Below are 23,001 nucleotides of genomic sequence, written 5' to 3' on the forward strand. Positions count from 1 at the left end.
CCCGGCAAGAGAGGTGCACGATGCGGCGTACGACCGGGGGTGTCCAGACCTTCCATCTCTGGTCGCTGTCCGAGGACGTGATCATCGATCAGGGGGTCGGCGGCGATGCGCTGCTCCTCACCAGTCGCTGGGGCCAGGACCGGCTAGACCGGCCCAGTCCGGTGGTGCGCGAGGTGCTGCGGCGGATGGAGCTCGGGCCGGTACTCCTGGCCAATGCCCTGAGCGGGCCCGAGGACCTGTGCCCCTTCACGCTGCCGGCGCTCAACAAGCTGTCGCACCTCGTGGTGCGCACGCTCGGCGTGGACGACCTGAAGGGACCCCTGCTCTCGGTGATCCCGTTGTCGTCGGCGGCCCCGTTCGCCCTGGACCCGCCGTCCGGCGAGTGCCGCGTACGGCTGCCCCGGCACGTGGCCCTCACTGTCCCGGAGTCGGGCGTCGGATGCGTACTGGAGTCCGAGCGCTCGCCCCACCGGGTGGTCCTGCACCGGCAGGAGGCGGCGTGGGTCGCGATGACCCTCGCCTGGCCGACCACCCCCACCGCGGTTTCGGCGGCGCTGCCGCTGCCGCCCCAGGTGACCGAGGACATCATCGGATACCTGACCGCCGCCGGCCTGGTCACTCCCGTCGACGAGCCCGCCTAGAGGACGGACGGTCCCGTGGTGCGTGCGGGTGGCCTGCACGATCCGGCGCGATCCGGCGCGAACCGGTTCGAGGATGGCTGGTTCCATCTGCGAGCAGCCCTCCAGGCATTTTCTAGCAACTGCCTCAAGAGTGCCCGCACAAGCAGCGGGAGAGGCCCGTGAACGAGTCGACGGAGTGGACGCCATGCTGGACGCGGATACCTTCCGCAAGGTCTTCGGTACGTTCCCAACCCCTGTCGCGATCGTCACCGCACTCGGCGATGACGGCGATCCGAGCGGTTTCACCTGCAACGCCTTCTCCGCGGTGTCAGTGGCACCGCCCCTGCTCCTCGTGTGCGTGAGCAAGGGCTCCAGGACCCTGCCCGCGATGCTCTCCTCCGGAGCGTTCGCGGTGAACTTCCTGGCCCACCGGGGCCAGGATGCGGCACGGACCTTCGCCGGGAAGGCCGCGCGCAAGTTCGACGACGTGGTCTGGCACGGCGGGTTGGCGGGGGTCCCGGTGCTCACCGAGGCCGCGGTCGCCTACGCCGGCTGCACGCTCGTACAGACCGTGGAAGCCGGCGACCACCTGCTGGTGATCGGGCGGGTCGAAGAGGGCGAGATCTTCCCCGGCGCGGCGGCCCTCTACCAGCAGGGTGAGTTCGGCGTGTGGGAACCGGGCCCCCGGCTGGCCGTCCAGCAGCACTGAGCCGGACGGCCAGGTCTCGCGACCGGCGCCACCGGATCGGCCGACGGCCAGGTCGGCCGGGACACCCCAGAACAGAGACCAGACACCGACCGACGCCGATCCCAACCACCGCACCCCGCCGCCCTGCCCTGCCCGGCCTGGCCCGCCCTGCCCCGCCCTGCCCTGACCTCGGCCCGGTTCGCCCTGACTTGACGCCCGGCCCGGTCCTAAGTTCCTACCGGGCCGACCGAAAGCCCCAGCGGCCCGGCACGAAGCCCGAGCGGCCCGGTCCGAGAAGTCCTACCAGTCCGGCCGACCGTTCCCGAGGCCCCGCACCCGCGGAGAGCCCGCGCGGTGACGGTGGCCGCGCCATCGCGCCGTCCGGCCACCGTCCACGGCGCTGCCCCGCCCCCCGGTGCGTCCGTACCCCGACGGCAGCGCTGCCACGCCACAGTGCCCGTGCCCGTGCCCGTGCCCGTGCCCGTGCCCGTGCCCGTGCCCGTGCCCGTGCGCGGTCGCGGACGGACGTCACCGGTGCCGGGCCGCCTGAGGTCGTCCCCCGCGCCTCGGCGCCAGGCCCGTCAACTCCGCCCGCACCAGCACCCGTCCGAACTCCCGCACGGCTCATGCCGGTCGGAGGCCCAGATCCCGTCAGTCCCCCCGTCCCACACCCCGGAGGTCGATCATGAATACGTTAGTAAGCGGCGAACTCTACGCCCAGGTACAGCACTTCTATGCCCACCAGATGCAGGCACTGGACAACGGGCGGCTCGAAGAGCACGCGAACACGTTCACCGAGGACGGCACCTTCGCGCTCACCCCCGGCGCAGCCCCTGCGGTCGGCCCCGACGCCATCCTCGAAGAACTGCGCCTGTTCATGAAGCAGTTCGAAAGCGACCCCACCCAACTCCGCCACCACTTCAACCAGATCCGCCTCGCTCCGCAGGAGGACGGCAGCATCGCCTCCACCGTCTACGCCCTGATCGTACGGACGCGCCCCGCCGAGGCACCGGAAGTCGGACCCAGCATCGTCATCCACGACGTCATCGACATGACGGACGACAGGATCCGACTGCGGTCCCGCTCCGTCAGCTACGACCAGTTGGCCTGATCGAGGGGGAGCGGCCCGTCGGAGCCTTCGGCGGGCCGTGACCTCGGACGCGAACCAGCCGCGCCACCCCTGACCAGGGGTGGCGCGGCTGGATTCGACGCCCGACGCCCGACGCCCGACGTACGGCTACGCCGAGAGGGCGTGCAGCGTGGCGGAAGGAACCTGCAAGTCGGTGTCGTTGGCCAGGATGGCCTGGTGCAGACGCTGTAGCCGGGGCGACGGTTCGACCCCCAACTCCTTGATGAGGGCGTGGCGCAGCGACTGGAAGGCGTCGAGCGCCCGCCAGGGGTGCCCGGCCCGGTACAGGGCGGTCATCAGCTGGGCGGACAGGGTCTCGTGCAGGGGCTGCTGGCTCACGAGCATGCGCAGCTCGCCGATGATCTCCGCGTGCCGGCCGAGGCTGAGGTCGGCTTCGAGACGCATTTCCAACGCCCAGGCACGCTCCTCCTGCATGCCGATGACCTCCGTGCTGAGGACCTCCCCGATCGGGACGTCGGTGAGGGCCGGGCCGCGCCACAGGTCCAAGGCACGGCTGAGCTGCTCGGACGCCGTTGCGGGGTCGTTCTCGGCCAGCGTCCGGCCGCCCAGGCGGACCATCTGCTGGAATTCCAGAAGGTCGAGGGAGAATTCGTCCGGAGTGAGCCGGTAACCCCCGTAACAGGTCTCCAGTACGTCCTTGGCGCTGCGGCCGGTTTGCTGCACACCGGCCGCCGTCAATTTCCGGCGCACTTGCAGGACGTAGGTCTGGAGCGTGGTGGCGGCACTGCGTGGAATGGAGTTGCCCCACAGCTCGGCCATCAAGGTTTCCACTTGTACGACGCGGCCCGCGCGGATCGCGAGCAGTGAGAGGATCTGTCGGGGTTTTCCGGCAGTCGGCACAATGGATTTGTTGTGCATGCGCGCTTCGAGCGGTCCGAGAACTCCGAATTCCATGCGTCCAGCATCCCAGCCCGCTCGCGCGGCCAACCAGTGATGCCAGCACGAGCGGGCATGAAGTTTTCACATGGCGCCCCGCGCCCCGCGCCCCGCACTCCGCGCCCCGCCCTCGCCGGCGGCTCAGCCGTTGACGAAGGTCAGCCCGGTCGCGTCGTAGCGGGTGCCCGCGACCTGCTCGGGCGGTGCGGCGGCCTCGATGGCGGCGAGGTCCTCGGGGGACAGCTCGACGGCCAGGGCCGCGAGGTTCTCCTCCAGGTAGCGCTGCCGCCGGGTGCCGGGGATCGGCACCACGTCGTCGCCCCGGTGCTGCACCCAGGCCAGGGCGAGTTGGCCGGCGGTGACCCCCTTCGCGGCAGCCAGTTCGTTCAGCTTCGCGACGATGGCCAGGTTCCGTTCGCGGTTTCCGTCGGCGAAACGCGGGTGGTTGCGCCGTACGTCGGTCTCCGCCAGCCCCTCGACCGAGCTGTACTGGCCGGTCAGGAAGCCGCGCCCGAGCGGGGCGTACGGCACCAGGCCGATGCCGAGCTCGCGACAGACCGGGACGATCTCCGCCTCCAGGTCGCGGGACCACAGCGACCACTCGCTCTGCAGTGCGGCGATCGGGTGCACCGCGTGCGCCCGCCGGAGGGTCTGCGCGCCGGCCTCGGACAGGCCGAGGTGGCGGACCTTGCCGGCCCGCACCAGCTCGGCCATGGCGCCCACGGTCTCCTCGATCGGCACCTGCGGGTCGACCCGGTGCTGGTAGTAGAGGTCGATGTGGTCGACCCCGAGCCGGCGCAGCGACGCCTCGCACGCCTGTCGCACGTAGGCGGCGTCGCCGCGGACCCGGGTGGGCTCGCCCAGGCGGTTGGCGAAGCCGAACTTCGTCGCCAGCACCACCTCGTCGCGACGCCCGGCGACGGCCCGTCCGATCAGTTCCTCGTTGTGCCCGGAGCCGTAGAAGTCGGCGGTGTCCAGCAAGGTCACCCCGAGGTCCAGGGCGTGGCCCAGCGTCGCGATCGACTGTGCGTCGTCGGTGGCGCCGTAGCCGTGGCTCATGCCCATGCATCCCAGACCCTGAGCGGAGACCGCCAGTTCGCCTAAGTGCCGGGTGGGGATGTCGGTCATGTTGTTGCCTCCTGGGCTCGGAATCCGTCTGTCCGCGACGCTAGGTGTTGGAGTGCACTCCATGTCAAACGTGGCGCGGGTGCGGGGTGTGTCTCTGTCAGAGGGTGAACGCGCGGGCCGCGTACAGCGTCGCGGCCGGGTCGAACGTCAGGGCGATGTGCGTGGCCATGGAATTGACGTCACGCCAGATCCGCTGGAGCGGGCTGTCGGTGGTCTGCCCGGAGGTTCCGGCGGTGGCGAACATCCGGTTGACGGCGTTCACCACGAGTTCGGTCGACAGCGCGTAGTCGCGCACGTTACGAGCCGTCTCCTCGGCCGTGATCCGTGCGCCCCGGTCCGCGACGGCCCCGGCTCGCTCCAGCAGCAGCAGGGCGGCGTCGATCTCACCGGCGCTACGGGTCAGGACCGCTTCGTACGTGCTCCGGGCGGGGCCGGGCACCCCCGGGCGGCCGGCGCCGCGCCCCAGCCGCAGGGCCGTGTCGCCGGTCCACAGCCGGAGTGCGCCGCGAGCGGCCCCCACGGCGGCGGGTGCGCACGACAGCCCGTTGACGGCCTGGATCGGAACCGTGTGGCAGTCGGCCGACGAGGCCTGCGGCTGCCCGTCGAGGAGACGCTGCCGGTCGACGCTGCGCCACTCGGGTACGAACACGTCGTCGGCGATCAGCGTGTTGCTGCCGGTGCCGCGCATGCCGGAACCGGTCCAGGTGTCCTTGATCGCGTACTCGGCGCGCGGGAGCGCGAACAGCCGCGCGGGCGGCGGCCCCTCCTGCGCGCCCCCGTCCCCGGGTACGACGGCGCACACCACGGCCCAGTCGGAGTAGTCGACGCCGCTGATGTACGCCCAGGAGCCGGACACCCGCCAGCCACCCGGCACCGGCGTGGCCTTGCCGAGCGGGGAAAGGGAGCCGACCACGAAGGCATCGGGCCCGTCGGCCCACACCTCCGCGTGCGCTTCCTGAGGAAGGTGGGCGGCGATCCGGGCCAGACTCGATGCGACCGAGGCGCACCAAGCGGTGGCCGCACAGCCCTCGGCCACGGTGACGACCGCCTCGGTGAACTCTGCGAACGTCCCCTCCGCACCCCCGTGCGCGGCGGGCACGAAGTGCCGTGCGAACCCCGTCCGGAGCATCAGCGCGACCACATCGGGAGTCAGCCGACGCTGGTCCTCCGCGTCCGCGGCGCGACGACGGGCCAGCTCGGCCAGTCCTGCCGATCGAGAGACGAGCCCGGTCCCCTGGCGAGCCTGTGCAAGCATCCTTGCCTCCTCCTTGACGCCGGTGATCGGGCGGACCATGACACAGCCCTCTCGACCACGACTCGGATCAGCCTTGAGCGCCCCCCGCCCCCACGCCGGGCCGCACCCCGCGCTCTCCGAGTAAAGGCCGGAGCGACTGGCGTCGCCCAGTCCCAGATCGCCGACCAGCGACGGCCGTGCATCCCGCTCCAGAACCTGGGCGACTGGCTGGACTTCCTGGAGGCGGCCCTCGGCAGCGAGGACGTCCCGGAGGCTCCCTGCTGACCGGTATCGAGGACCTGTCCGTGGACGAGGCCCTGGACTTCCTCTCGGACATCGAGAACCGCCTCGACGGCACCCTCGGCATGCCCCCCGCGCCGCATGCTGTTCCGCTTTCCCTGGCTGGACACGATCGAGACCCTCGCGGGCACGACCGAGCGCGAGATAAAGACGGAGGACGGCCACGGCTTCTTCCACTGGGAACTGCACTTTGCGCACGTGTTCCGGGGGGAGGGCGGCGGCTTCGACCTCCAGGTGGGCAACCCGCCGTGTGTCCGGCCGAGGTGGGAGGAAAACCCCCTCCTCGCGGAATACGAGCCCTGGTTCATGCTCACGGAGAAGCCCACGCAGGTGGAGCGGTCCCGTCGCCGTGACGCCCTGCTGAGGACGGACCGGGTACGCCGTTACATCCTGGCGGAACTCGCCGCCAACAGCGGTACCGGCTCCATGCTCGGCTCCGGACACCTCTACTCGCTGCTCACCGGCATCCCGCTTCCTGCCAGCTGAAGTTGCTCCGTTCCGGGCAAGTCGGGAGCGGAGCACCCTGATCAGTCGGCGAGCTCAGGCCTCGGGCGCGTACGCGACGAAGTCAGCCCACGCGTTGGGGGAGAGGGCGAGCCGGGGGCCGTCCTGGACCTTGGAGTCGCGGACGTGGACAGCCTGCGGGCCCGTGGCCACTTCCACGCAGTCGCCGTCGCCGCTGCTGCTGTAGCTGCTCTTGAACCAGGCCAGTTCTTCCGTGCTCATAGCGCTCCTCGCATCTGCCGCAGCAGGCCCAGGGAGTCCTCCAGGGAGAGGGCCTGTGCCCGCATCCTGGCATACCGCCGTTGGAGCACGCTGATCTCCTTGGGATCGGAGAAGAAGAGGCCGCCGCGTTGGCCTTCGTTGTACGCGAACCACCGCGGCTCCGAGGTCTCCAGCAACTGCATCGGCCCCGCCAGCCCCGCATGTGACGCCCTCTCCACCGGCATCACCTGAATCTCCACGTTCCGCAGCTCCGCGATCTCCAGTACGCGGTCGATGAGCACCCCGGTCACCTCCACCCCACCCGTACCCCGCCGGAACAGGTGCTCCTCCAGAATGAAGCCGAACGTCGTGTTCGGCCGCTCCCGGAGCAGCCGCTGCCGCTGTGCCCGCGCCGTCCACTGGGCCTCGATCTGGTCGTCGCTGAGTGGGGGCAGCTGGTCCATGAACAGCGTGCGCGCGTAAGGCTCCGGCTGCAAGAGGCCCGGGATCATGCGGCATTCGTACGTGTACAGCGTCATGGCCTCCGCCTCCAGCCGCGCCCACCGCCGGAACCAACTGGCCAGTCCCGGCTGCCGGGACAGGTGCGGGGCCGCCTTCCGAAGTGCGCCCGTGTTGCCGAGTGCCGCCTCCGCCCGCTCCACGAAGTCCTCGTCCGGCATGCGCCGCCCCTGCTCGATCGAGGCCACGGTGTGCTTCGAGAAGCGGACCCGCTCCCCGAACTCCTCCCGGCTCAAACCCGCGTGCTCCCGCAGGGCCTGGACGACCGCGCCGAATGTGCGCAGACTGTCCGATGTCTCCGGTTCACCGCCGGCCGGCCCGCAAGCACCCGCCGCCCCGCCCGTACCGCCCTCGTCCGTGTTCTCGTAGGCCATCCCGGGCCACCTCCCGCGCACGTGCCCCCCCCCGTAACGCTCCCGACCTCCTCATCGTCACGTACGGTGACGCGTACTGTCCACCCTCCGTGCGCGTACGCTGACCCGGCGTACGCGCCGAAGCCCTGGTGAAGGCCTGCATCCCGCCGTCACATTGGGGCCATGACGTCACCCTCTGTCGGGCAGAGCCGGCGAACTCCGGTCACCGTACGTGTGTTCTCCCAGCGGTTCAGCTCCACACCGCGCGGTGCCCGCCTCGCCCGGGCCTTGGCTGCCCACGAGCTGTACACCTGGGGGATCGCCCACGGCAGCGCGCTCTCCGACTCCGCTGCCGTGGTGATCGCCGAGCTGGCCGCGAACGCCGTCACCCACGGCCGGGTGCCCGGCCGTGACTTCGAACTCGGGCTCACGCTCCGCTCGGACGCGCTCCGGATCGAGGTCTCCGACACCCGCGGCGAGCGACGCCCGCCGGCCCCGGGCGCGGTCCCCGAACCCCCGCCGCTCGCGGACACCGGCCGTGGCCTGCTCCTCGTGCAGGCCCTGGCGGCCCGCTGGGAGGTACGCGACCGGGTGCCCGTCGGTAAGACCGTCGTAGCCGAACTGGACCTGCCACGCTGAACAACCCTTCTTAAGAGGCTTGTTAGGGTGATCTCTTCCGATTCGAGCACCAGGGGGAGGGCCTTCGGTGACGTTCGACGAGGAATGGGCAGCGGCCAAACGAGCTGGGCAGCGGAGCGGCAGTGCCCGCCCCCGACGATCCCGGGCGCGCCGGCGAGCGCAGTGATCCGGGCCGCCATGGCCGGGACGGCGGAGGGGACGTCGACCGATGAACCGTTCCGCGGCTCCACCCGCTGCAGGGAGGCGGAAGCCCTGGCAGCGGCGCCTCGCCATCGGCGCCTGGGTGTTCACGGGTCTGTGCGTTTTCGGTTTCCTCGGGACAGCCCTGACGGTCATGTACGAAATGCGACAGCCGGCCGATGCCGAGAGGCGGATGTGCTGCTGGGAGGAGAACGCCACCCCCGAGTGGACGGCGGGCGCGCTTGGTGTGCAAGTGCCCGAGACGGCCACCGACCGTCGTGCCGGGCTCCACTCCAACGTGCAGTACGACGCCGCGCTGCTCGCCTTCACTGTGACGACCGCGGAGGCGGACCGGTTCGTGCAGCCGCTTCGGCGTGACGGTACCCAGATGGTGCCCAACCTGCGTCCGGAAGAACCGGGCTTCACCCGCAGCGACGGCTTCACTCACCTCGGCCTGCCCGAGCCCGAGACCCTCGTCGAGGGCATGCGCAGCACCAGTGTCTGCCCTCGCGAGGCGAAGACACCGGAAAGCGGCGCACTCCGACTGTGTGCGCAGATCCACGCGCACGAGTTCCAGCCGGGCATGACCCGCATCTACCTCTGGGCCGGTAGCGATGCGCCCCTCAACAAGCCACCGGCCTGACGACGCCGGTACAGCGCGCGGTGCCAGCCGGCGGCTCGCCGCACTGACGAGCCGTGGCGCGATCTATAGGCCGTGGAGGACAGTGATCAGGATGCGCTGAGAGGGAGACAGGGCTACCGCACGACCCGGGAGATCCTCCGCGACGCCATCCGGGTCCTGGGTGACGCCGACTACGACGACCTCGACGGCGACACCGACACACTCGCCGGCTACCGCTCGGTCCTCCACGGCACCGAGCCCTCGTTGCACGGGGCACGGAGCTGGGACGAGGAGATGGACCTCGTCGTGGAGCAGCTGCGAGCCCGGCACGACGTACCCCGGGAGGCCATGGCGATCTGCGTCCCGACCAACGACATGGTCACCCAGCTCGCCGACCGCCTCGCACGCAGCGGCATCGCAGCCTCGGAGATCACCCAGGACGGGCCGCGCGGCGACCAGGGCGTCCACGTCGGCACGATGTACCGCTTCAAGGGACTGGAGTACCGCTGCCTGATCATCGCCGGAGCTGCCGAGGGGCTCGTCCCCCGGACCTCCGTCGACGCCTGGGAACACACTGATCCGAGCCGCCACCGGCGAGAACTGCACCGAGCACGCTCGCTGCTCTTCGTCGCGGCGACCCGTGCCCGCGACGCGCTCGCCATCACCTGGCACGGCGAACCGAGCCGTTTCCTCGCACCGCTCATCCCAGCGAGCTGAGAAGAGGCCGCTCCTCGCGCCAAGGAGTGGGGCATGCGGACGGCGCCGGAGCGACGCATCAGGCACGGTTTGCCACGAAGAGCCGCTCCGTCTCCGAGGGCATTCCTGGTTCCCTCGCGGAACCGGGGCCGCGCGGGCTGTGCGGTGTGGTCTCCGGGGGAGTGCCCTACTGCCACCCGCCTGACGAGGGTCGGACAGGCGGCCCCACGCGTTCCCGTGGGGCCGCCCGGGCGAAGTCGGCCAGAGCAATCAGACCGCCGGGTCGTGATCCACGAGCTTCAGGAGCTTGAGCAACCCGCGTGTCGCAGCCAGCGCCGCGACATCCTCGGCGGGCGCGTCCACCGCCCAGTGGGCGAGATCGTTGCGGTAGTCCCGCACGGTGGCCAACCGCCGGCTGATGTCCTGTTGCTCGAAGGGCCACCGCAGCGTGCTCCAGCAATGGCCGTCCTCCACCAGGAAGACGTACTGGCCGAGACTGAGGTGCTGTCCGCGCTCCATGGTCCTGCGGATCTCCTTCGGCAGCTCCTCGGTGGAGAAGTGCCTGATGAGGCGGCGCAGTCGCCGCTCCAGCTCCTCCAGGAGGATGAAAGGCTCTATGCGCTGCTTCAGCTGCCCTGCGAGGTCGGTCGAGGTCAGAATTCCGATCACCGTGTTCTCGCCGTCCACGATGATCGTGAAGCCGCTCCGCTGGATGCGGTCCATCCGATCGAAAAGGGCATGTTCCACGCGGGCGGTTTCGGGATGCGGGTCCAGGGCGTTGGCCACCGTGGCCGTCCTGCCGCCCAGCTGGGCCCGTCCGATTCCCTCCCAGGTGACGACCCCACGCAGCACGTTGTTGTGGTCCACCACGGGAAGCTGGGAGAAGTCGTGCTCGATCATCGGAGTGATCGCATGGCTCAGCGCATCGCTCATCCGGACCGTCACGACCTCCCGGACGAAGGGAAGGTTGCCGATCCGCCAGGTCAGGTCACGGTCACGTGGGCCATCGTCTTCCGGACGCGCCTGCTGGTCGCCTCCCCGGTCCTGATCGCGGATGCCGTCCCCGAGCCCCGTGGAACCTTCCGCTGACACGGTGACCAGGCCGTCCAACTGGACGTCGTTGAAGTGGGGGTCGACCCGGAGCCCGAGCTCCGCAAGGTGTTGGTCCACCAGATCGGCGACGTCAGAGGTGCGCCGCTTCCACCCCCACAGGCCGATCAGGTCACGGGCGGTCAACTGCCGGGTACCGCTGTCCCGGACATCGTTCACCAAGCCCTCCGGGCTGCCGGGCGGCTCGCCGTCACCCACGTAACCAGGGTCCGTCCCCGTCTCGGCGAGGGCCTGGACGCGTGCCGCGGCGTCACGCCGACTCAGCTCGCTGACTGTGAGGAAAGCCCCCATGCTGTCCCGCAGATCACCCCGAACGGCAGCTCGTTCAACGGCCGGCCGCACCCAGTCCGTCCTCCGCACGTGCCGGAAACCTGGCGGTGCCTCGGCCCGGTACTCGTACGGTCCGACCAGCAGGCCCAGGGCCACGACCGACAGATGCTTGCGCGGCATGACGACGTAGTCGCCGACCTCCATCGCAATGAAGCGCCAGAGCTGACGCTTCCAACTGTCGATGGTCCCGACCGCCTCGCCCGGGTATGCCTTGGTCAGCAGATCACCGATGTCGTCAGGGGAAGAGCAGCCGCTCAGGTCGCCGAGATCCTCCCAACCGACGATCACCAGGCCCTCTGAGAGCGCGACTTGCTCCCGCTCCCCTAACTGTCCGCCCCGTACCGTCCAGGCCCGCACCATGCCCGCCTCCTGCCAATCGCCCAATGCGCACCCGAGTGTTCCTTGTCGAGCGGACTTGGTACAAGCGAGATCGTTTCAGCCGTCCCCTCGCGAGCTTGTCCAAGAGTTTGGACAGCTTCGGCGGGCAGTGCCTCTGGGCAGCTCGGCTCCGCAGGGCTGTCCAGAGGTGTGCGGGCACCGTGCGCGTGTCCCGCTCTGAGACCTCGCTGACAGGTCGCCGGAACAGCTACACCCGCATCAGACCTTGATCACGGTGACATGTCCGCCACAGAGGGTGACGAGGTCCTCGGGGTCGGAGGTGAGGATCGTGACGGGCCCGGGTGCGGCGAGGGCGGTAGCGCTGAGCATGGCGTCGATGGCGTACTTGTGGCCGTGAAGGCCGGCGTCGGCGAGCAGGGCCGCGGCGTGGCGGGCGATGGGCTCGGTGACCGGTTCGACGACGAGGCGGGAGAGGGTCCACTCCAGGGCCGGTCGGTTGATTCCGGGGTGCACCACTTCCACAAGGGTGGCCGTGGACGTGATGACCCGCAGGTCATCGGCTCGGGCGAGTGCCAGCCAGGCAGTGACGGTGCGGTCGCGCAGGACGGCCCTGGCCAGCCCCTCGCTGTCGAGGACGAGGGTGCCGCCAGGGACGGTGGGGGAGCGCGTCACGCCGCATCCGCCCCGCTGCGGGTCTGCTGTTGCCGGGCCTGGTGGAGCTGGTCGCGCAGGGCCTGGAGCTCTTCGTCGGTGACGGGCCCGTGTTCGGCTTCGGCGACCTGGACGATCTCGTTGAGGTTGTCGCGTTCGATCTGGCGGGCGACGGCGGCGGCGACATAAGCAGACAGGCCGGAGGGACCGCTGCGGGCCCGGGCCGCCTCCGCGATGTCACGCGGCATGGTGATCGAGTACTTCCCGGTAGGCTCGCTCATGCTACTCATCCTACTCCTCATCCTCCCGCCACATCTGGGTGAACTGGGGAGAAGGGCCACAGGGCGTTCCGGCGTGAACGGTGACGTGTTTGCGAGCCGGAGTGAGCAGGATGACCGCCCCGCGGGCGGGCGCCTCCGCCGGACCTTGAGGGCGGCGGCTTGAGGCGACGCGGCAGGTTCACCCCTGCGGGGTGGCTGGCCGACGCTAGGCTGGCCGGGTGAACGCGCGCACCGCCCTGGCGAAATGGCTCGGCGCCCAGGATGCCGAGCAGCTGACTGCCCTGCTGGAGGAGCGGGATCTGCCGCTCGCCGCCGAGTACCGGCAGGTCACCACCCTCCCCGAGCTCGCCGAGCACCTGCTCAGCGACGAGTCGGTGGGCCACGGCCTGATGGCGGGCACGGCAGGGGAGTTGGCGCTGTTGGCCTCCATCGCCGCGCTGGCTCTGGAGCGGCACGGCCCTGTCGAGGGCGAGAGCGGGAGCGGCCCCCGGTACCCCTGGCAGCAGCACCGGCCAGTGGTGCCGGTGGAGCCCGCGGACCGGCTGGTGGCCGAGCGGGACGTACTGGCCTGGTTCGAGTCGGGGGAGGAGCGGCAGCGGGCGGAGCACACGCTCACCCGACTGCGGGAGCGCGCGCTGTTGCTACCCGCACCCAAGGGGAGACTGGCGCTGCCGCCACTGCTGCACGTCCGGGCCGCCGGGTTCGACGGCTACGGGCGCACCGCCGACCGGCTGTTGACCTCCGCCTACAACGCCCCGGAGGTCAAGCGGATCGCCGCGAACCTCTTCGGCGAGGGCGCAGCCCGTACCCGCGACCAGGCCCAGGAACAGATCACCGCTCTGCTCGCCGATCCCGCCCGGGTGCGGGCACTGGTGGCAGCCGCCCCGGCCCGCGCCCAGGAACTCCTGGACCACCTGGTTCCCGGCCCGCCGCTGCTGCGCACCCACTGCTTCGTCAGCCGGTACGGGAGCCAGTACGCGGGCCCGGACTCCAAGTACGTCTTCCGGGAGGCCGGCAGCGGCGACGAGGGCACCGACTGGCTGGCCGCGCGCGGGCTCGTGCTCCCCGTCGGGCTCGACCTGTTGGAGCTCCCGTACGAAGTCGCCCGTGCGCTCCGCGACAAGGGCGCGGCACCCAGCCCCCGGCTGGAACCGGAGCCGCTCACCGCCACCGCGCCGCTGCCGCCCGGCTGGGAGGGTGAGGGCGGCACGGCCGCCGCGGGCGCCGCCTGGCGGGCCGAACTGGTCCTACGGGCGCTGGCCGCCCAGCCGGTCGCCATCCGCAAGGCGGGCGGGATCGCCGTACGGGACACCCGGCGGCTGGCCAAAGCGGCCGGGGCGGACGAGGCCGGCACCCGGCTGTGGCTCGACCTCGCCGTGAACGCCGGACTCGCCGCGCCCCAGGACGACGAGCCGGCCCCTGCCGCCCGGGGCCGCCGCCGGGACTCCAAGGCGCCCCAGCCCTCCGCCCGCCTGCTGCCCAGCGACCGCTACGACGCCTGGGCGGCGGCCCCGGCCGCGGGCAAGCTGCTGCCACTGCTGGCCGCCTGGGCCGTGGTCCCCGAGGTCCTCAGCCACTGGCCGGACCCCGACGAGACCCCGGTCGCGCTCATCAGCCCGAGCGACGAGGACGCGGTGACCCTGCGGACCGGCGTCCTGCGGGCCCTCGCGACCCTCCCCGACGGCCACGGGCTGACCGGGGACGCGCTGGGATACGCCGAACTCCTGGTCCTGGCCGCGTGGTTCCAACCGGCCCTGCGCGGCCACCTGGCCGGAGACGGCACGGGAGCGCTGACGGTCGCTGACGAACTGCTCGACCGCCTGGCGGCCACCCTGGCGGAGGCAGCTCTGCTCGGCGTGGTCGCCCACGGTGCGCTCACCCCCGTCGGGCGTGCCCTGTGCCGACTCCTGGAGGCGGGCGCGGCCCACCACTACCCGGCCGTGCCCGGAGCGGGCGCCGATCCGGCCGCCCGCGGCTCCGAGGGGCTCGGCGAGGACCTCACCCTCCGCCCCGCCCTGGCCCAGGCGGTGACCACCCTTCGTGAAGCCCTGTACACAGCCCTGCCCGCGCCCAGCGTCACCGCCCGCTTCCAGAGCGACCTGACCGCCACCGTCACCGGCGCACCCGCGCCCGCCCTCGCCGATCTGCTCTCAGCCGTCGGCGACATCGAGTCCGAAGGGCACGCGGTGGTCTGGCGGATCACCGCGAACTCCGTACGCCGGGCCCTGGACGCCGGCTGGGCCGCCGACGAACTCCTCGACCGCCTGGCCGAGGTGAGCGAACGCAACACCCCACTGCCCCAGCCGCTCGCCTACACGATCAAGGACACCGCCCGCACCCACGGACAGCTCAAGGTCGTACGCTCCGCCTGCTGCATCCGCTCAGACGACACCGCACTGATCGCCGAGGTGGCTCAGGCCCGCGGCCTGACCAAGCTCCGCCTGCGCCGGATCGCCCCAACCGTCCTGATCTCCACAGCACCTCCCGAGGAGACCCTCACCACCCTGCGCGCGGCCGGCTACGCCCCCACCCAGGAAGCCGAGACCGGCACCACGGTCCTCGACCGGGCCCCGGCCGAACGCGCGCCCAGCCTCCTCCCCACCCTGGACCAGGCCCACCCCCGGTACGGCGAACCCGTCCGCGGCGTCCCGGCCAGCGCCCGCACCCTGGCGGCGCAGCTCCTCAGCGTACGTACGTGACGAACGCCTGCCAGGCGCCGACCCCGAACCCGATCACGGGCCCGGCGGGCCGCTTGCTGTCGCGGACGGGGACGACGCCGGGGACGCCGTCGGCGACCTCGACGCACTCGCCCTGGCCGCCGCTGTAGCTGCTGCTATGCCACGTGAGGCGCGCCGCATCGCGCAGGCGCCGGAGTTCGTCGCCGAGTTGACGACGATGCCGCCGCGGGAGGCGTTGCCGGGGCCATGGTGCTGTCAGGGGTTGGGCAGGCCGACGGCGTCGAAGCGGCGCATCAGGGACGGCTTGCCGCGGTGGGTCGCACGCAGTGCGCCGACCCGGTCCTCGAAAACACCGCTGGTTCCCGCGCGGGAGTGGATCTCTCGCAGGTCGGTGAGCAGGGTGACCGCGATGTCGTACGGGCCGGCGCTCTTCTTCCCGATCAGCTGGTCGACGTCCCGCCATGCCCGCTCGGTGTCCTGAGCGAGCTGGTCCAGGCGTGTCTCCCGCGCCCGGCTGACCTCCAGGGCCCGCGCCCGTGCGGCAGCGGCCTTCTCCTCCGCCAGCCGCCGCATACGCTCGGTACGGTGCAGGTGGGCGGCGTCTAGGAGTTGGGCGGCGGTGCGGCGTTCGACGGTGGTGCGCGGGCCGGGCAGGCGAGTGGCGTTGTAGCGGGCGAGAAGCCCCGGCCCGGGCTGGGGAGCGGTGCCGAGTACGGCCTCCAGCAGCAGGGTGTCCTTCTCCGCGGCCGGCAGCGACGCGATGTACACAGCCAGGGCCGCGCGGTCCACGGTGGCGGCCCGAGGGGCGGGCGCGCTGACCGCGGCGGCGACGGCCAGGAGGTCGTGGTCCACGTTCAGGAGGTCGGCCAGGGCCCGCTGCGGTCCGGTGAGGGCTGCCAGGCCGGCGGGTACTGGGGGCTCGACCTCGCGGACGTACTCCTCCTCGTCGTCCTCGGCCTGCTCCCACACGCTCAGTCCGGCGAGCCAGGCCACGTACAGGCCCCGCAGGTCACCGGCCGAGAGCTCGGCGCGCAGCCCCACCAGCGCGGACAGCGAGAAGGCGGACTCGAAGTCCCACTCGGCGCCGTCCTCCGAGGAGAGGGAGAAGTCGAGGAGGGTGTGCCCGGAGCGGGTCCACACACTCAGTGACTCCTCCAGGGCATAGGGGGCGGCGGCCTCGGCGCTGAGGAGCCCGGCGGGCAGGCGCAGGACCAGGCGGCGGCTGCCCCAGTTCGCGTAGTAGAGGTGGGCGTCGTAGAACCGCTCGACGAGCTGGGTCGTGTCGCCGCGGAAGTTGCCCCAGTGGTACTCGTTGGTGAAGCTAGTGGGCGTGATGTGGGCCCGGGTGGACAACGCCCGTACCTGTTCCAACTCGCGTTCGTCCAGCGGCCGGTCGATCGCCAGGAACTCGTAGTACTGGTACTCGCTCACGACCGGACAGCCTACTGCGGGGAGGAGAGGTTCCGACGGGGCAGCCGGAGCCGCAGGAGGCACTGCGAAGTGGCGCCACCCACGCGACCCCGTGTGGGCGGGACGAGCCAGGGGCGGCCTACCGGCGGCGTCCGCGCCCCGGCTTACCTCCGCGCGTGGGCCGCCGGGCTGTCGTGCCCGGTCGCCGTCCGGCGCGTGCCGCGGGTGCGCGTGGCAGCCGGGCCGCGACATCGCGCAGATCCCGCAGCGCGTCGTGGTCGGGGTGCGGGGCGGTCAGAGCGACGTCGAGGGCCTCGCGGAAGTCGGCCCCCTGCGCGCGGATGGCATCGCCGAAGCCTTCCGGGCCGGTGACCTCCAGGAACTGGAGCATGCCTTCCGCGACCATGACCAGGCTCTCGGCCTCGGTCAGGTCCTCGGGGGCGAGCAGGCCCCGGTTGACGAGCACACCGATGGCGAGCGGCGCCAGCTGCGGGTCACGGCGCAGGGCCAGGGTGAGCCGGTCGCCCTCACCCTCGGGCAGCGCGGCGGAGAGCGTTTCGAGCATGGCCTGTCCGCGGGTGCGGTAGGGCATGGTGCGGATGGCGTCCAGGAGGAGGGGGAAGGCGTGCTCGGGGCCGTCGTGGGACTGGATCCACCGGTCCAGTTCGAGGCGGGCCGAGTCGGTGTCGTAGTGCTCGGCGAGGATGCCCAGGAGGCCGGCGGCGGGGGCGTGGGCGAGTTCCCCGACGAGGGGTGCGTCACGGCCCGCGTCGAGCAGGCGGGCGCGTACCGCCCAGGTACCCAGGGCGGTCAGGCGGATCAGCTCCACGGGGCCGTCGGACGGTTCTCCGGTGTCCGGTACCGGGTCAGCGGGCCGGCCGTCCGGGAGTACCGCGCTCCCGGCGGGCCTGCCAGGCGCCGGGTCCGCGGCGCCGGCGGGGAGCGGGAGCGACCGGTAGACGGGGTCCGCCAGGCCCACCGTCCTTTCGACGGCGCCGAGTTCCTCCAGCAGGTCCAGTACCACGCGCAGGTCGCGGTGCGCGTCGTCGAACCACATTCGGTGCGCGGCGCCGTCGAGCTGGAACCGGACCCGGTAGGCGTGGTCGACGGAGTCGCGCAGCCGGGGCCAGGGCATGGGGTGGGGAAGGCTGTAGAGGGTGTTGAGGACGTCGGGGAGGATGTCCTCGTACGCGTCGAAGAGCATCGACTCGGTGTGCCAGCCGCTCTTCGCCCCGAGCAGCGGCTGCCGCATACCGAACACGGCGTCGAATGCGCGCCGCCACAGGGCGAGCGGGTCCTTCAGGTCGCCGGCGGCCTTCCCGACCGCGTGCGCGCGGCCCTTGACGACGCGCACCAGGCGGGCCGCCCTGGCCAGTTCGAAGACCAGGCTCAGGCGCGGCAGGTCGTCGACGGAGCGCACGGCGGCGGGCGGGGTGTCCCCGGTGCCCAGCCGCTCGGCGAGCTCGCGCGCGTCGGCGGTCTTCAGCCGGCCGGTGGCGGTGACCGGCCGGCCTTCCCGGCCCGCCCATGCGGCGAGTCCTTGGAGCATGCCGAGCAGGGGCACCTGCCTGGCCTCGGCCGTCAGCGTTTCCGGCGACGGAAGGACGACGGGCAACTGCCGCTCGGCGCGCAGGGCGCCGGGCGGTCCCTCGGCCATGTGCCGTGCGGCGATGGCCTGCAGTACGTCCTCGTCGTACGGGACCTCTCCGCGCCGGGCGCGTTCGCTGAACCGGGCCAGCGCCGCCGGACTGCCCAGGTCGACGCCTTGCTCGGCCGCGAGAGTGGTCCAGAACCTCGCGAGCCCCCAGCGGCTCCGGTCGGCCATCGCCTGCGGATACCCGGCCGCCGTGTCGTCGACGGCGCCGAGCAGGGTGTCCAGGGCCGTCCCGCGCGGGTCCGCCAGCCCGGTGGCATCCAGGTAGCGCAGCAGCAGCCGCAGCGCCTCCGGCGCCTCGGGCAGCTCCTCGCCGGGCAGGACCGTCAGCGTACGGGGCGCCCAGTCGAGCAGGAACGCCGCGACGTGCCGCGGCTCCCACAGACCCAGCCGCCCGTCGACGGTGGCACCGTGCCGGTAGTCGAGCGCGGCGGCCACGGCGAAGGTGTCCACCGCGTCCGAGCTCTGGCCCTGCACGGCCCACCGTTCCAACCGCCCGACGAACACGTCACGGGCTGCCTCGAAGTCGTCGTCATCGGGCTCGTAGTGCATGCGCATGGGGGGACTGCCTGTTCCGTTCCGGGGCCGCCTGCCGACTCCCGGAGTACGCTACCGGCCCCGCTCCCGCCCCGTGGGCGGTCCGCGACGACGGGCGGCGGCCCGCGCCCCGTGGGCGGGCCCACGCGTCATACGGGTTCATGCGCGGTGCGGGGGTACGGACGTCACGGACGCGGCTCAGATGCTGGTGCCCGGGGACGGAATGCCGACCACCGCCACGTCGATGCCCTGCGCGCGCAGGGCGCGGGCCGCTTGGAGCAGGGACACCTGGGCGAAGGTGAACAGGTTCTTCGTCGTCAGGGCCTTGCCGCTCTTGAGCGAGATGGCGTAGACGACCTTCCTCGGGGTGAACTCCTCGCCGACAGGGTGCCCCGGGTGCCTTTCCCGCACGCGCCGGGCGAACTCGGCGCGCGCCTCCGCGTCGTAGCGCAGGGCGTCGGCGGAGACCCTGCCCTGGGCGAAGAGGTGGCTGAGCGGCGCCGAGGAGGCGGCCCTCTTCACGTGGATCAGGGTCCCGTCCTCGGCGAGCAGGTCCGCGGCCTCGAAACCGTGCGGATGCTGGGCGGTCCTGATCAGCCGACGATCCAGGCAGAGGTAACCGTGCTTCGCTGCCTCCAGGTTGTACTCCTCCTCCGTCGCGAGGTCGGCCGTCCAGGCCGGCAGCGTGCAGCCCGCCGGTGTGGTGAGCAGGGTGTCGACCTCGCTCCGGATGCCCTCCAGGTACTGGTCCCCGATCTCGAACCAGCGCCCCTCGTGGTGGAAGTAGCGGCTGGCGCCGAGCGGGATCTCGGCCGTGATCCACTTGTGGGCCTTCACCCGGGCGCTCACCGGGTCGGCGCCCTCCTCGTCCCGGTGCATCTGTATGAAGCCTGCGGACAGGGCTTCCAGGCGCCTGCCGGGCGGGAGGCCGTCGAGCAGCTCCAGAATGTCGTCGAGCACCGGAGAAGGCATGAGGCGGCGGACGGGTCCGACCTTCACCTGGTAGGAGAGTGCGGCGTCCTCCTGGTCGAGGCACGCCGCGGGGACGGCCAGAGCCAGCGATCCGGTGTCCGCCGAGGCGCCCAGCAGATCGTCGAGACGGGCATCGAGGACGCTGCGTCGCGGATCTCCGCTCTTGAGCGGCCGAACGCGGGCGATGGCCTCGAATTCCGGTGCGGGAGACCGGCGGGCGAGGATCGCCCGGACCTGCGTGAGGTCGTGGACCAGGTCCTGGGGCTGCGCACCGAGATGGATCTTCAGGGCGTCCGTGCCGGCCACCTGGGCCGTTCGCCGGCTGTGCTTGCCGATCGTGAGCTCCGTCGAGCTCAGGACGCCGACCAGCCGGCTCACCACTTCTCCGTACTCCTCGATGGGGAACGCACGGATGTGCTGGCCCTGGGCGGCCGAGCTCCGGTCCGTACGGCCTCTGGCGTCCATCAGGCTGTGCGTGACCTGGCGGATGGCGTCGGGCTGCGCGGCGCGCAGGACGAAGTCGAAGCCGAAGCCGGGGGAGATCCTGCTCTGGTCGAGCAGGAGGTGCCCCATGCCGAAGGTGAGGGCGAAGACGTCGTCGGCGACGGGGAGGAGCAGGGCGCACGCCGACGTGCGGTTCTCCACGGACGGCTTCCGCCCGGTGAGGGTGTGCACCGCCGAGGTCCAGTCGGGCGGCCGGTGGTGGCCGATCACCCCGTGGCACAGGAGCGCCGGGGTGTCCCCGGTCGTCACGTCCTCGACGACGAAGGAGTGATCGCGTTCGTACCTGGCGTTGAGCGCGGCGCGCAGGTCCGTGGGGGACGTGCCGGTGTCCCGGAGCAGGTAGAGGGTGCTGCGCCGGGTCTTGGGGGCGGTGGCAGGGCTGTGGGTGATGGCCGCGCCGAGCGGCATGGGGACTCCCGGGGTGGTGAGGTGAGGCCTGGTGCTAACGACACTCAGTAGATGTTCTCGTGAAAGCGCTGTCAAACATAAATTTCCGATCGGGTTGTGGTGTAGGGTGTGAGCTGTTCGCTCAATGGAGAGGTGCCGCCAGGCCATGCCCGAGACAACAGCCCACGTGACAGCCGCCGAGATCTCCCGCATCGCTGGTGTCACCCGGGCCACCGTCAGCAACTGGCGCCGACGGCACGACGACTTCCCCGCTCCGTCCGCCGGCACCGACACCAGTCCGCTCTACGACCTCGGAGCGGTCCGGGCATGGCTCGGTTCACGCGGTCACACACAGGTCGCCGACCCCCGGGAGGAGCTGCGCACCGCGGTCCGCTTCCAGACGTCCGACCCGGACAGGACGACCGGCCGCATCGGCTTCGTCCTCACGCTCGCCCGCCGCTCCCCGGACCAGGCGGCGGCGCTCGCCGACCTCACGGACGCCGAGCTCGTCGCTCGCGCCGCCGAAGAGGTGGCCGGGCTCTTGACCTCGCTCCCCGGTCCGACGCCCGCGAGTCCCCTGTTCTCCGCGTCCGACGGCTCCACCCTGCGCGCGCTCCTTCGCTGCGTACGTGAGGAGGGCGGCCCGGCCGCGCTCGCGGTGCTCGCGGAAAGGGAACTGGAGGACAGTGCCGCGACCGGCGTCTACGGAACCCCCGAACCCTTGACGCGGCTGGTCGCGGAGCTGCTCCCGGCCGCGGTTGCCCGGGTGCTGGACCCGGCCTGCGGCAGCGGCGCGCTGCTGGCAGCCGCCGCAGGGCGCGGCGCCACCACCCTCCTCGGCCAGGACTCCGTACCCGTACAGGCCCAGCGCGCCACGGTCGGGCTGAACCTCGCCGCGCCGCAGGCCGAGATCACCGTACGCATCGGGGACAGCCTGCGCGCCGACGCCTTCGACGGCCTGACGGCGGACGCGGTGGTCTGCAACCCGCCGTACGGAGATCGCGACTGGGGCCACGACGAGCTCGCCTACGACCCGCGCTGGGCGTACGGCGTACCGGGCCGGTCCGAATCCGAGCTCGCCTGGGTGCAGCACTGCCTCGCCCACCTCGCGCCGGGCGGCTGGGCCGTGCTGATCCTGCCGCCCGCCACCGCCTCCCGCCCCTCCGGGCGCCGGGTGCGGGCGGAGCTGGTGCGCGGCGGCGCCGTGCGGGCCGTACTGGCCCTCCCGGCCGGGGCCGCACCGCCGCTGCACGTGGGCCTGCAGCTGTGGGTACTGCAACGGCCCGAGCCGGGCGGCCCGGAGCGGAAGTCGGTGCTGTTCGTCGACATGGCAGGGGCGCCCGGGCCGGCCGCCGGGGGAGAGGCGGCGGGCTCGCCGCGTACGGGGGGTTCCTTCCGTGCCCCGATCGACTGGGCCGGCCTGACGGCCCGGACGCTCGCCCACTGGGAGGCCTTCACCGCCGACCCGGACCGCTTCGCGGCCGAGCCCGGCACCGCACGCGCGGTGCCGGTCGTCGACCTCCTCGACGACCTCGTCGACCTCACCCCGGCCCGCCAGGTCCGCATCTCCCGCACGGACGTCGACCCGGCCGAGCTGTCCACGCGTACGGAGACGGGCCGCCGCGAACTGACCGAAGCCGCCCGCTCCCTCCTCGACGCTGCGGACCTCACCGGCTGGACCCCACCCGAACCAGGCGGCCCGGCCAGGGAATGGCGTACGGCCACCGCCTCCGACCTCGCCCGGGGCGGGGCGCTGACCCTGCTCCGCACCGTGCCGGACGCCAAGGGACCGGAACCGGAGCCGGACGGCGCCTCCTCCGCAACGGCGCCGCCGGTCCTGACCGGAGCCGACATCGCACGCGGGACGGGCCCGACCGGCGACCCGGCGGAACTCCGTTCGGCGGCTCCCGCGCCCGTGATCGTCGTCGGCGACGTCCTGGTACGGGCGATCGCGGGCGGCGCCGGGCCGATGGCCCGAGTGGCGGACGAGACGGACGCGGGCGCGCTCCTCGGCCCCCAAGTCCACCTCCTGCGCCCCGACCCGGCCCGCCTGGACTCCTGGTTCCTGGCCGGATTCGTCGGCTCGGCGGAGAACGTCGCGGGGGCCTCCACCGGCAGCACCGTCCTGCACGTGGCTCCGGGCCGGCTACGGGTCCCGCTGCTGCCGCTGGACGAGCAGCGCCGCTATGGCGAGGCCTTCCGGCACGTCCACGAACTGCGCGCACGGGCACGGCAGGCCGCGCGGCTCGCGGAGGAGACGGCGGCTCTGCTGACGGACGGCCTCACGGGCGGCGCGCTGCTCCCGGCGACGGCGACGGCGATGGCGACGGCCGGGGCCCCGGCCTCGGCCGGTACCGGCCCGGCCTGAACCACACCCGAACTTCTCACCCATCGACCACACTTGTCCGCACCCGCTCCCCTTGGGCGGGACAGTCCGG

21 protein-coding genes are annotated in these 23,001 nt (G+C 72.1%); 9 read left to right on the forward strand and 12 right to left on the reverse strand.

The annotated features are described in order from the left end of the window. Positions 1-20 precede the first annotated feature (20 nt). The 3 genes from ABZZ20_RS05795 (at position 21) to ABZZ20_RS05805 (ending at position 2,419) form a co-directional block, all read left to right on the forward strand. Positions 21-641 (forward strand): NADH oxidase, encoded by a 621-nt coding sequence (locus tag ABZZ20_RS05795; RefSeq protein ID WP_356867073.1) that lies wholly within the window; start codon positions 21-23, stop codon positions 639-641. A 184-nt stretch (positions 642-825) separates the two neighbouring features. Continuing rightward, positions 826-1,329, forward strand: coding sequence for a flavin reductase family protein (locus ABZZ20_RS05800; protein ID WP_356867075.1), 504 nt, complete (start codon positions 826-828; stop codon positions 1,327-1,329). 664 nt (positions 1,330-1,993) lie between these two features. Further along, a complete protein-coding gene (locus ABZZ20_RS05805) occupies positions 1,994-2,419 on the forward strand; it encodes a nuclear transport factor 2 family protein (RefSeq protein WP_356867077.1) in 426 nt (141 codons plus the stop codon). A 126-nt stretch (positions 2,420-2,545) separates the two neighbouring features. Here the strand turns inward: ABZZ20_RS05805 and ABZZ20_RS05810 are convergent, their stop codons facing one another. The 3 genes from ABZZ20_RS05810 to ABZZ20_RS05820 all read right to left on the reverse strand — a co-directional run bounded on the left by ABZZ20_RS05810 (position 2,546) and on the right by ABZZ20_RS05820 (position 5,717). Continuing rightward, complete coding sequence (locus ABZZ20_RS05810; protein ID WP_356867079.1) at positions 2,546-3,352, reverse strand: AfsR/SARP family transcriptional regulator; 807 nt, start codon at positions 3,350-3,352, stop codon at positions 2,546-2,548. A 123-nt stretch (positions 3,353-3,475) separates the two neighbouring features. Further along, positions 3,476-4,462 (reverse strand): aldo/keto reductase, encoded by a 987-nt coding sequence (locus tag ABZZ20_RS05815; protein ID WP_356867081.1) that lies wholly within the window; start codon positions 4,460-4,462, stop codon positions 3,476-3,478. Between the two features lie 97 nt (positions 4,463-4,559). Then, complete coding sequence (locus ABZZ20_RS05820; RefSeq protein ID WP_356867083.1) at positions 4,560-5,717, reverse strand: acyl-CoA dehydrogenase family protein; 1,158 nt, start codon at positions 5,715-5,717, stop codon at positions 4,560-4,562. 360 nt (positions 5,718-6,077) lie between these two features. Here ABZZ20_RS05820 and ABZZ20_RS05825 point away from each other — a divergent pair, with 360 nt between their 5' ends. Beyond that, positions 6,078-6,482, forward strand: a complete 405-nt coding sequence (locus tag ABZZ20_RS05825; RefSeq protein ID WP_356867085.1) for a hypothetical protein — start codon at positions 6,078-6,080, stop codon at positions 6,480-6,482. A 54-nt stretch (positions 6,483-6,536) separates the two neighbouring features. Here the strand turns inward: ABZZ20_RS05825 and ABZZ20_RS05830 are convergent, their stop codons facing one another. Continuing rightward, entirely contained in the window at positions 6,537-6,722 is a 186-nt protein-coding gene (locus tag ABZZ20_RS05830; RefSeq protein ID WP_356867087.1) for a DUF397 domain-containing protein, read from the reverse strand. Further along, positions 6,719-7,594 carry a helix-turn-helix transcriptional regulator gene (locus ABZZ20_RS05835; protein WP_356867089.1) on the reverse strand — a complete coding sequence of 292 codons (876 nt, stop codon included), beginning with the start codon at positions 7,592-7,594 and terminating at the stop codon, positions 6,719-6,721. The genes ABZZ20_RS05830 and ABZZ20_RS05835 overlap by 4 nt, the downstream gene beginning before the upstream one ends. A gap of 162 nt (positions 7,595-7,756) precedes the next feature. Between ABZZ20_RS05835 and ABZZ20_RS05840 the strand changes: the two genes are divergently transcribed. The 3 genes from ABZZ20_RS05840 (at position 7,757) to ABZZ20_RS05850 (ending at position 9,731) form a co-directional block, all read left to right on the forward strand. After that, positions 7,757-8,212 carry an ATP-binding protein gene (locus ABZZ20_RS05840; protein WP_356867091.1) on the forward strand — a complete coding sequence of 152 codons (456 nt, stop codon included), beginning with the start codon at positions 7,757-7,759 and terminating at the stop codon, positions 8,210-8,212. A gap of 208 nt (positions 8,213-8,420) precedes the next feature. Continuing rightward, positions 8,421-9,035 carry a hypothetical protein gene (locus ABZZ20_RS05845; protein ID WP_356867093.1) on the forward strand — a complete coding sequence of 205 codons (615 nt, stop codon included), beginning with the start codon at positions 8,421-8,423 and terminating at the stop codon, positions 9,033-9,035. A 72-nt stretch (positions 9,036-9,107) separates the two neighbouring features. Continuing rightward, complete coding sequence (locus tag ABZZ20_RS05850; RefSeq protein ID WP_356867095.1) at positions 9,108-9,731, forward strand: 3'-5' exonuclease; 624 nt, start codon at positions 9,108-9,110, stop codon at positions 9,729-9,731. Positions 9,732-9,980: 249 nt separating this feature from the next. Here the strand turns inward: ABZZ20_RS05850 and ABZZ20_RS05855 are convergent, their stop codons facing one another. The 3 genes from ABZZ20_RS05855 to ABZZ20_RS05865 form a co-directional block, all read right to left on the reverse strand. Beyond that, on the reverse strand, positions 9,981-11,534 hold the full coding sequence (locus ABZZ20_RS05855; RefSeq protein WP_356867097.1) for a CBS domain-containing protein: 1,554 nt from the start codon (positions 11,532-11,534) through the stop codon (positions 9,981-9,983). A 213-nt stretch (positions 11,535-11,747) separates the two neighbouring features. Continuing rightward, complete coding sequence (locus ABZZ20_RS05860; protein WP_356867099.1) at positions 11,748-12,161, reverse strand: PIN domain-containing protein; 414 nt, start codon at positions 12,159-12,161, stop codon at positions 11,748-11,750. Further along, the gene (locus ABZZ20_RS05865; RefSeq protein WP_356867101.1) at positions 12,158-12,421 is read right to left on the reverse strand and encodes a CopG family transcriptional regulator; all 264 of its coding nucleotides are present in this window, start codon (positions 12,419-12,421) and stop codon (positions 12,158-12,160) included. The genes ABZZ20_RS05860 and ABZZ20_RS05865 overlap by 4 nt, the downstream gene beginning before the upstream one ends. Positions 12,422-12,639: 218 nt before the next feature. On the opposite strand from ABZZ20_RS05865, the gene ABZZ20_RS05870 reads away from it, so the two are divergent. Next, positions 12,640-15,120: a helicase-associated domain-containing protein gene (locus tag ABZZ20_RS05870; RefSeq protein WP_356867103.1), complete on the forward strand. Its 2,481-nt coding sequence runs from the start codon at positions 12,640-12,642 to the stop codon at positions 15,118-15,120. Here ABZZ20_RS05870 and ABZZ20_RS05875 read toward each other — a convergent pair. From ABZZ20_RS05875 to ABZZ20_RS05890, 4 genes are all read right to left on the reverse strand, one after another. Beyond that, on the reverse strand, positions 15,104-15,286 hold the full coding sequence (locus ABZZ20_RS05875) for a DUF397 domain-containing protein (protein ID WP_356867243.1): 183 nt from the start codon (positions 15,284-15,286) through the stop codon (positions 15,104-15,106). The genes ABZZ20_RS05870 and ABZZ20_RS05875 overlap by 17 nt on opposite strands. A 68-nt stretch (positions 15,287-15,354) precedes the next feature. Continuing rightward, the gene (locus ABZZ20_RS05880; RefSeq protein ID WP_356867105.1) at positions 15,355-16,530 is read right to left on the reverse strand and encodes a hypothetical protein; all 1,176 of its coding nucleotides are present in this window, start codon (positions 16,528-16,530) and stop codon (positions 15,355-15,357) included. A gap of 118 nt (positions 16,531-16,648) precedes the next feature. Continuing rightward, positions 16,649-18,721: a hypothetical protein gene (locus tag ABZZ20_RS05885; RefSeq protein WP_356867107.1), complete on the reverse strand. Its 2,073-nt coding sequence runs from the start codon at positions 18,719-18,721 to the stop codon at positions 16,649-16,651. Between the two features lie 177 nt (positions 18,722-18,898). After that, positions 18,899-20,584: a DUF6119 family protein gene (locus ABZZ20_RS05890; protein WP_356867109.1), complete on the reverse strand. Its 1,686-nt coding sequence runs from the start codon at positions 20,582-20,584 to the stop codon at positions 18,899-18,901. Positions 20,585-20,729: 145 nt separating this feature from the next. Here ABZZ20_RS05890 and ABZZ20_RS05895 point away from each other — a divergent pair, with 145 nt between their 5' ends. Further along, on the forward strand, positions 20,730-22,931 hold the full coding sequence (locus tag ABZZ20_RS05895; protein WP_356867111.1) for an N-6 DNA methylase: 2,202 nt from the start codon (positions 20,730-20,732) through the stop codon (positions 22,929-22,931). Positions 22,932-23,001 lie beyond the last annotated feature (70 nt).

Origin of the sequence: Streptomyces sp. NPDC006430 (assembly GCF_040612395.1) — a bacterium.
In the GTDB taxonomy this organism is placed as follows: Bacteria; Actinomycetota; Actinomycetes; order Streptomycetales; family Streptomycetaceae; genus Streptomyces.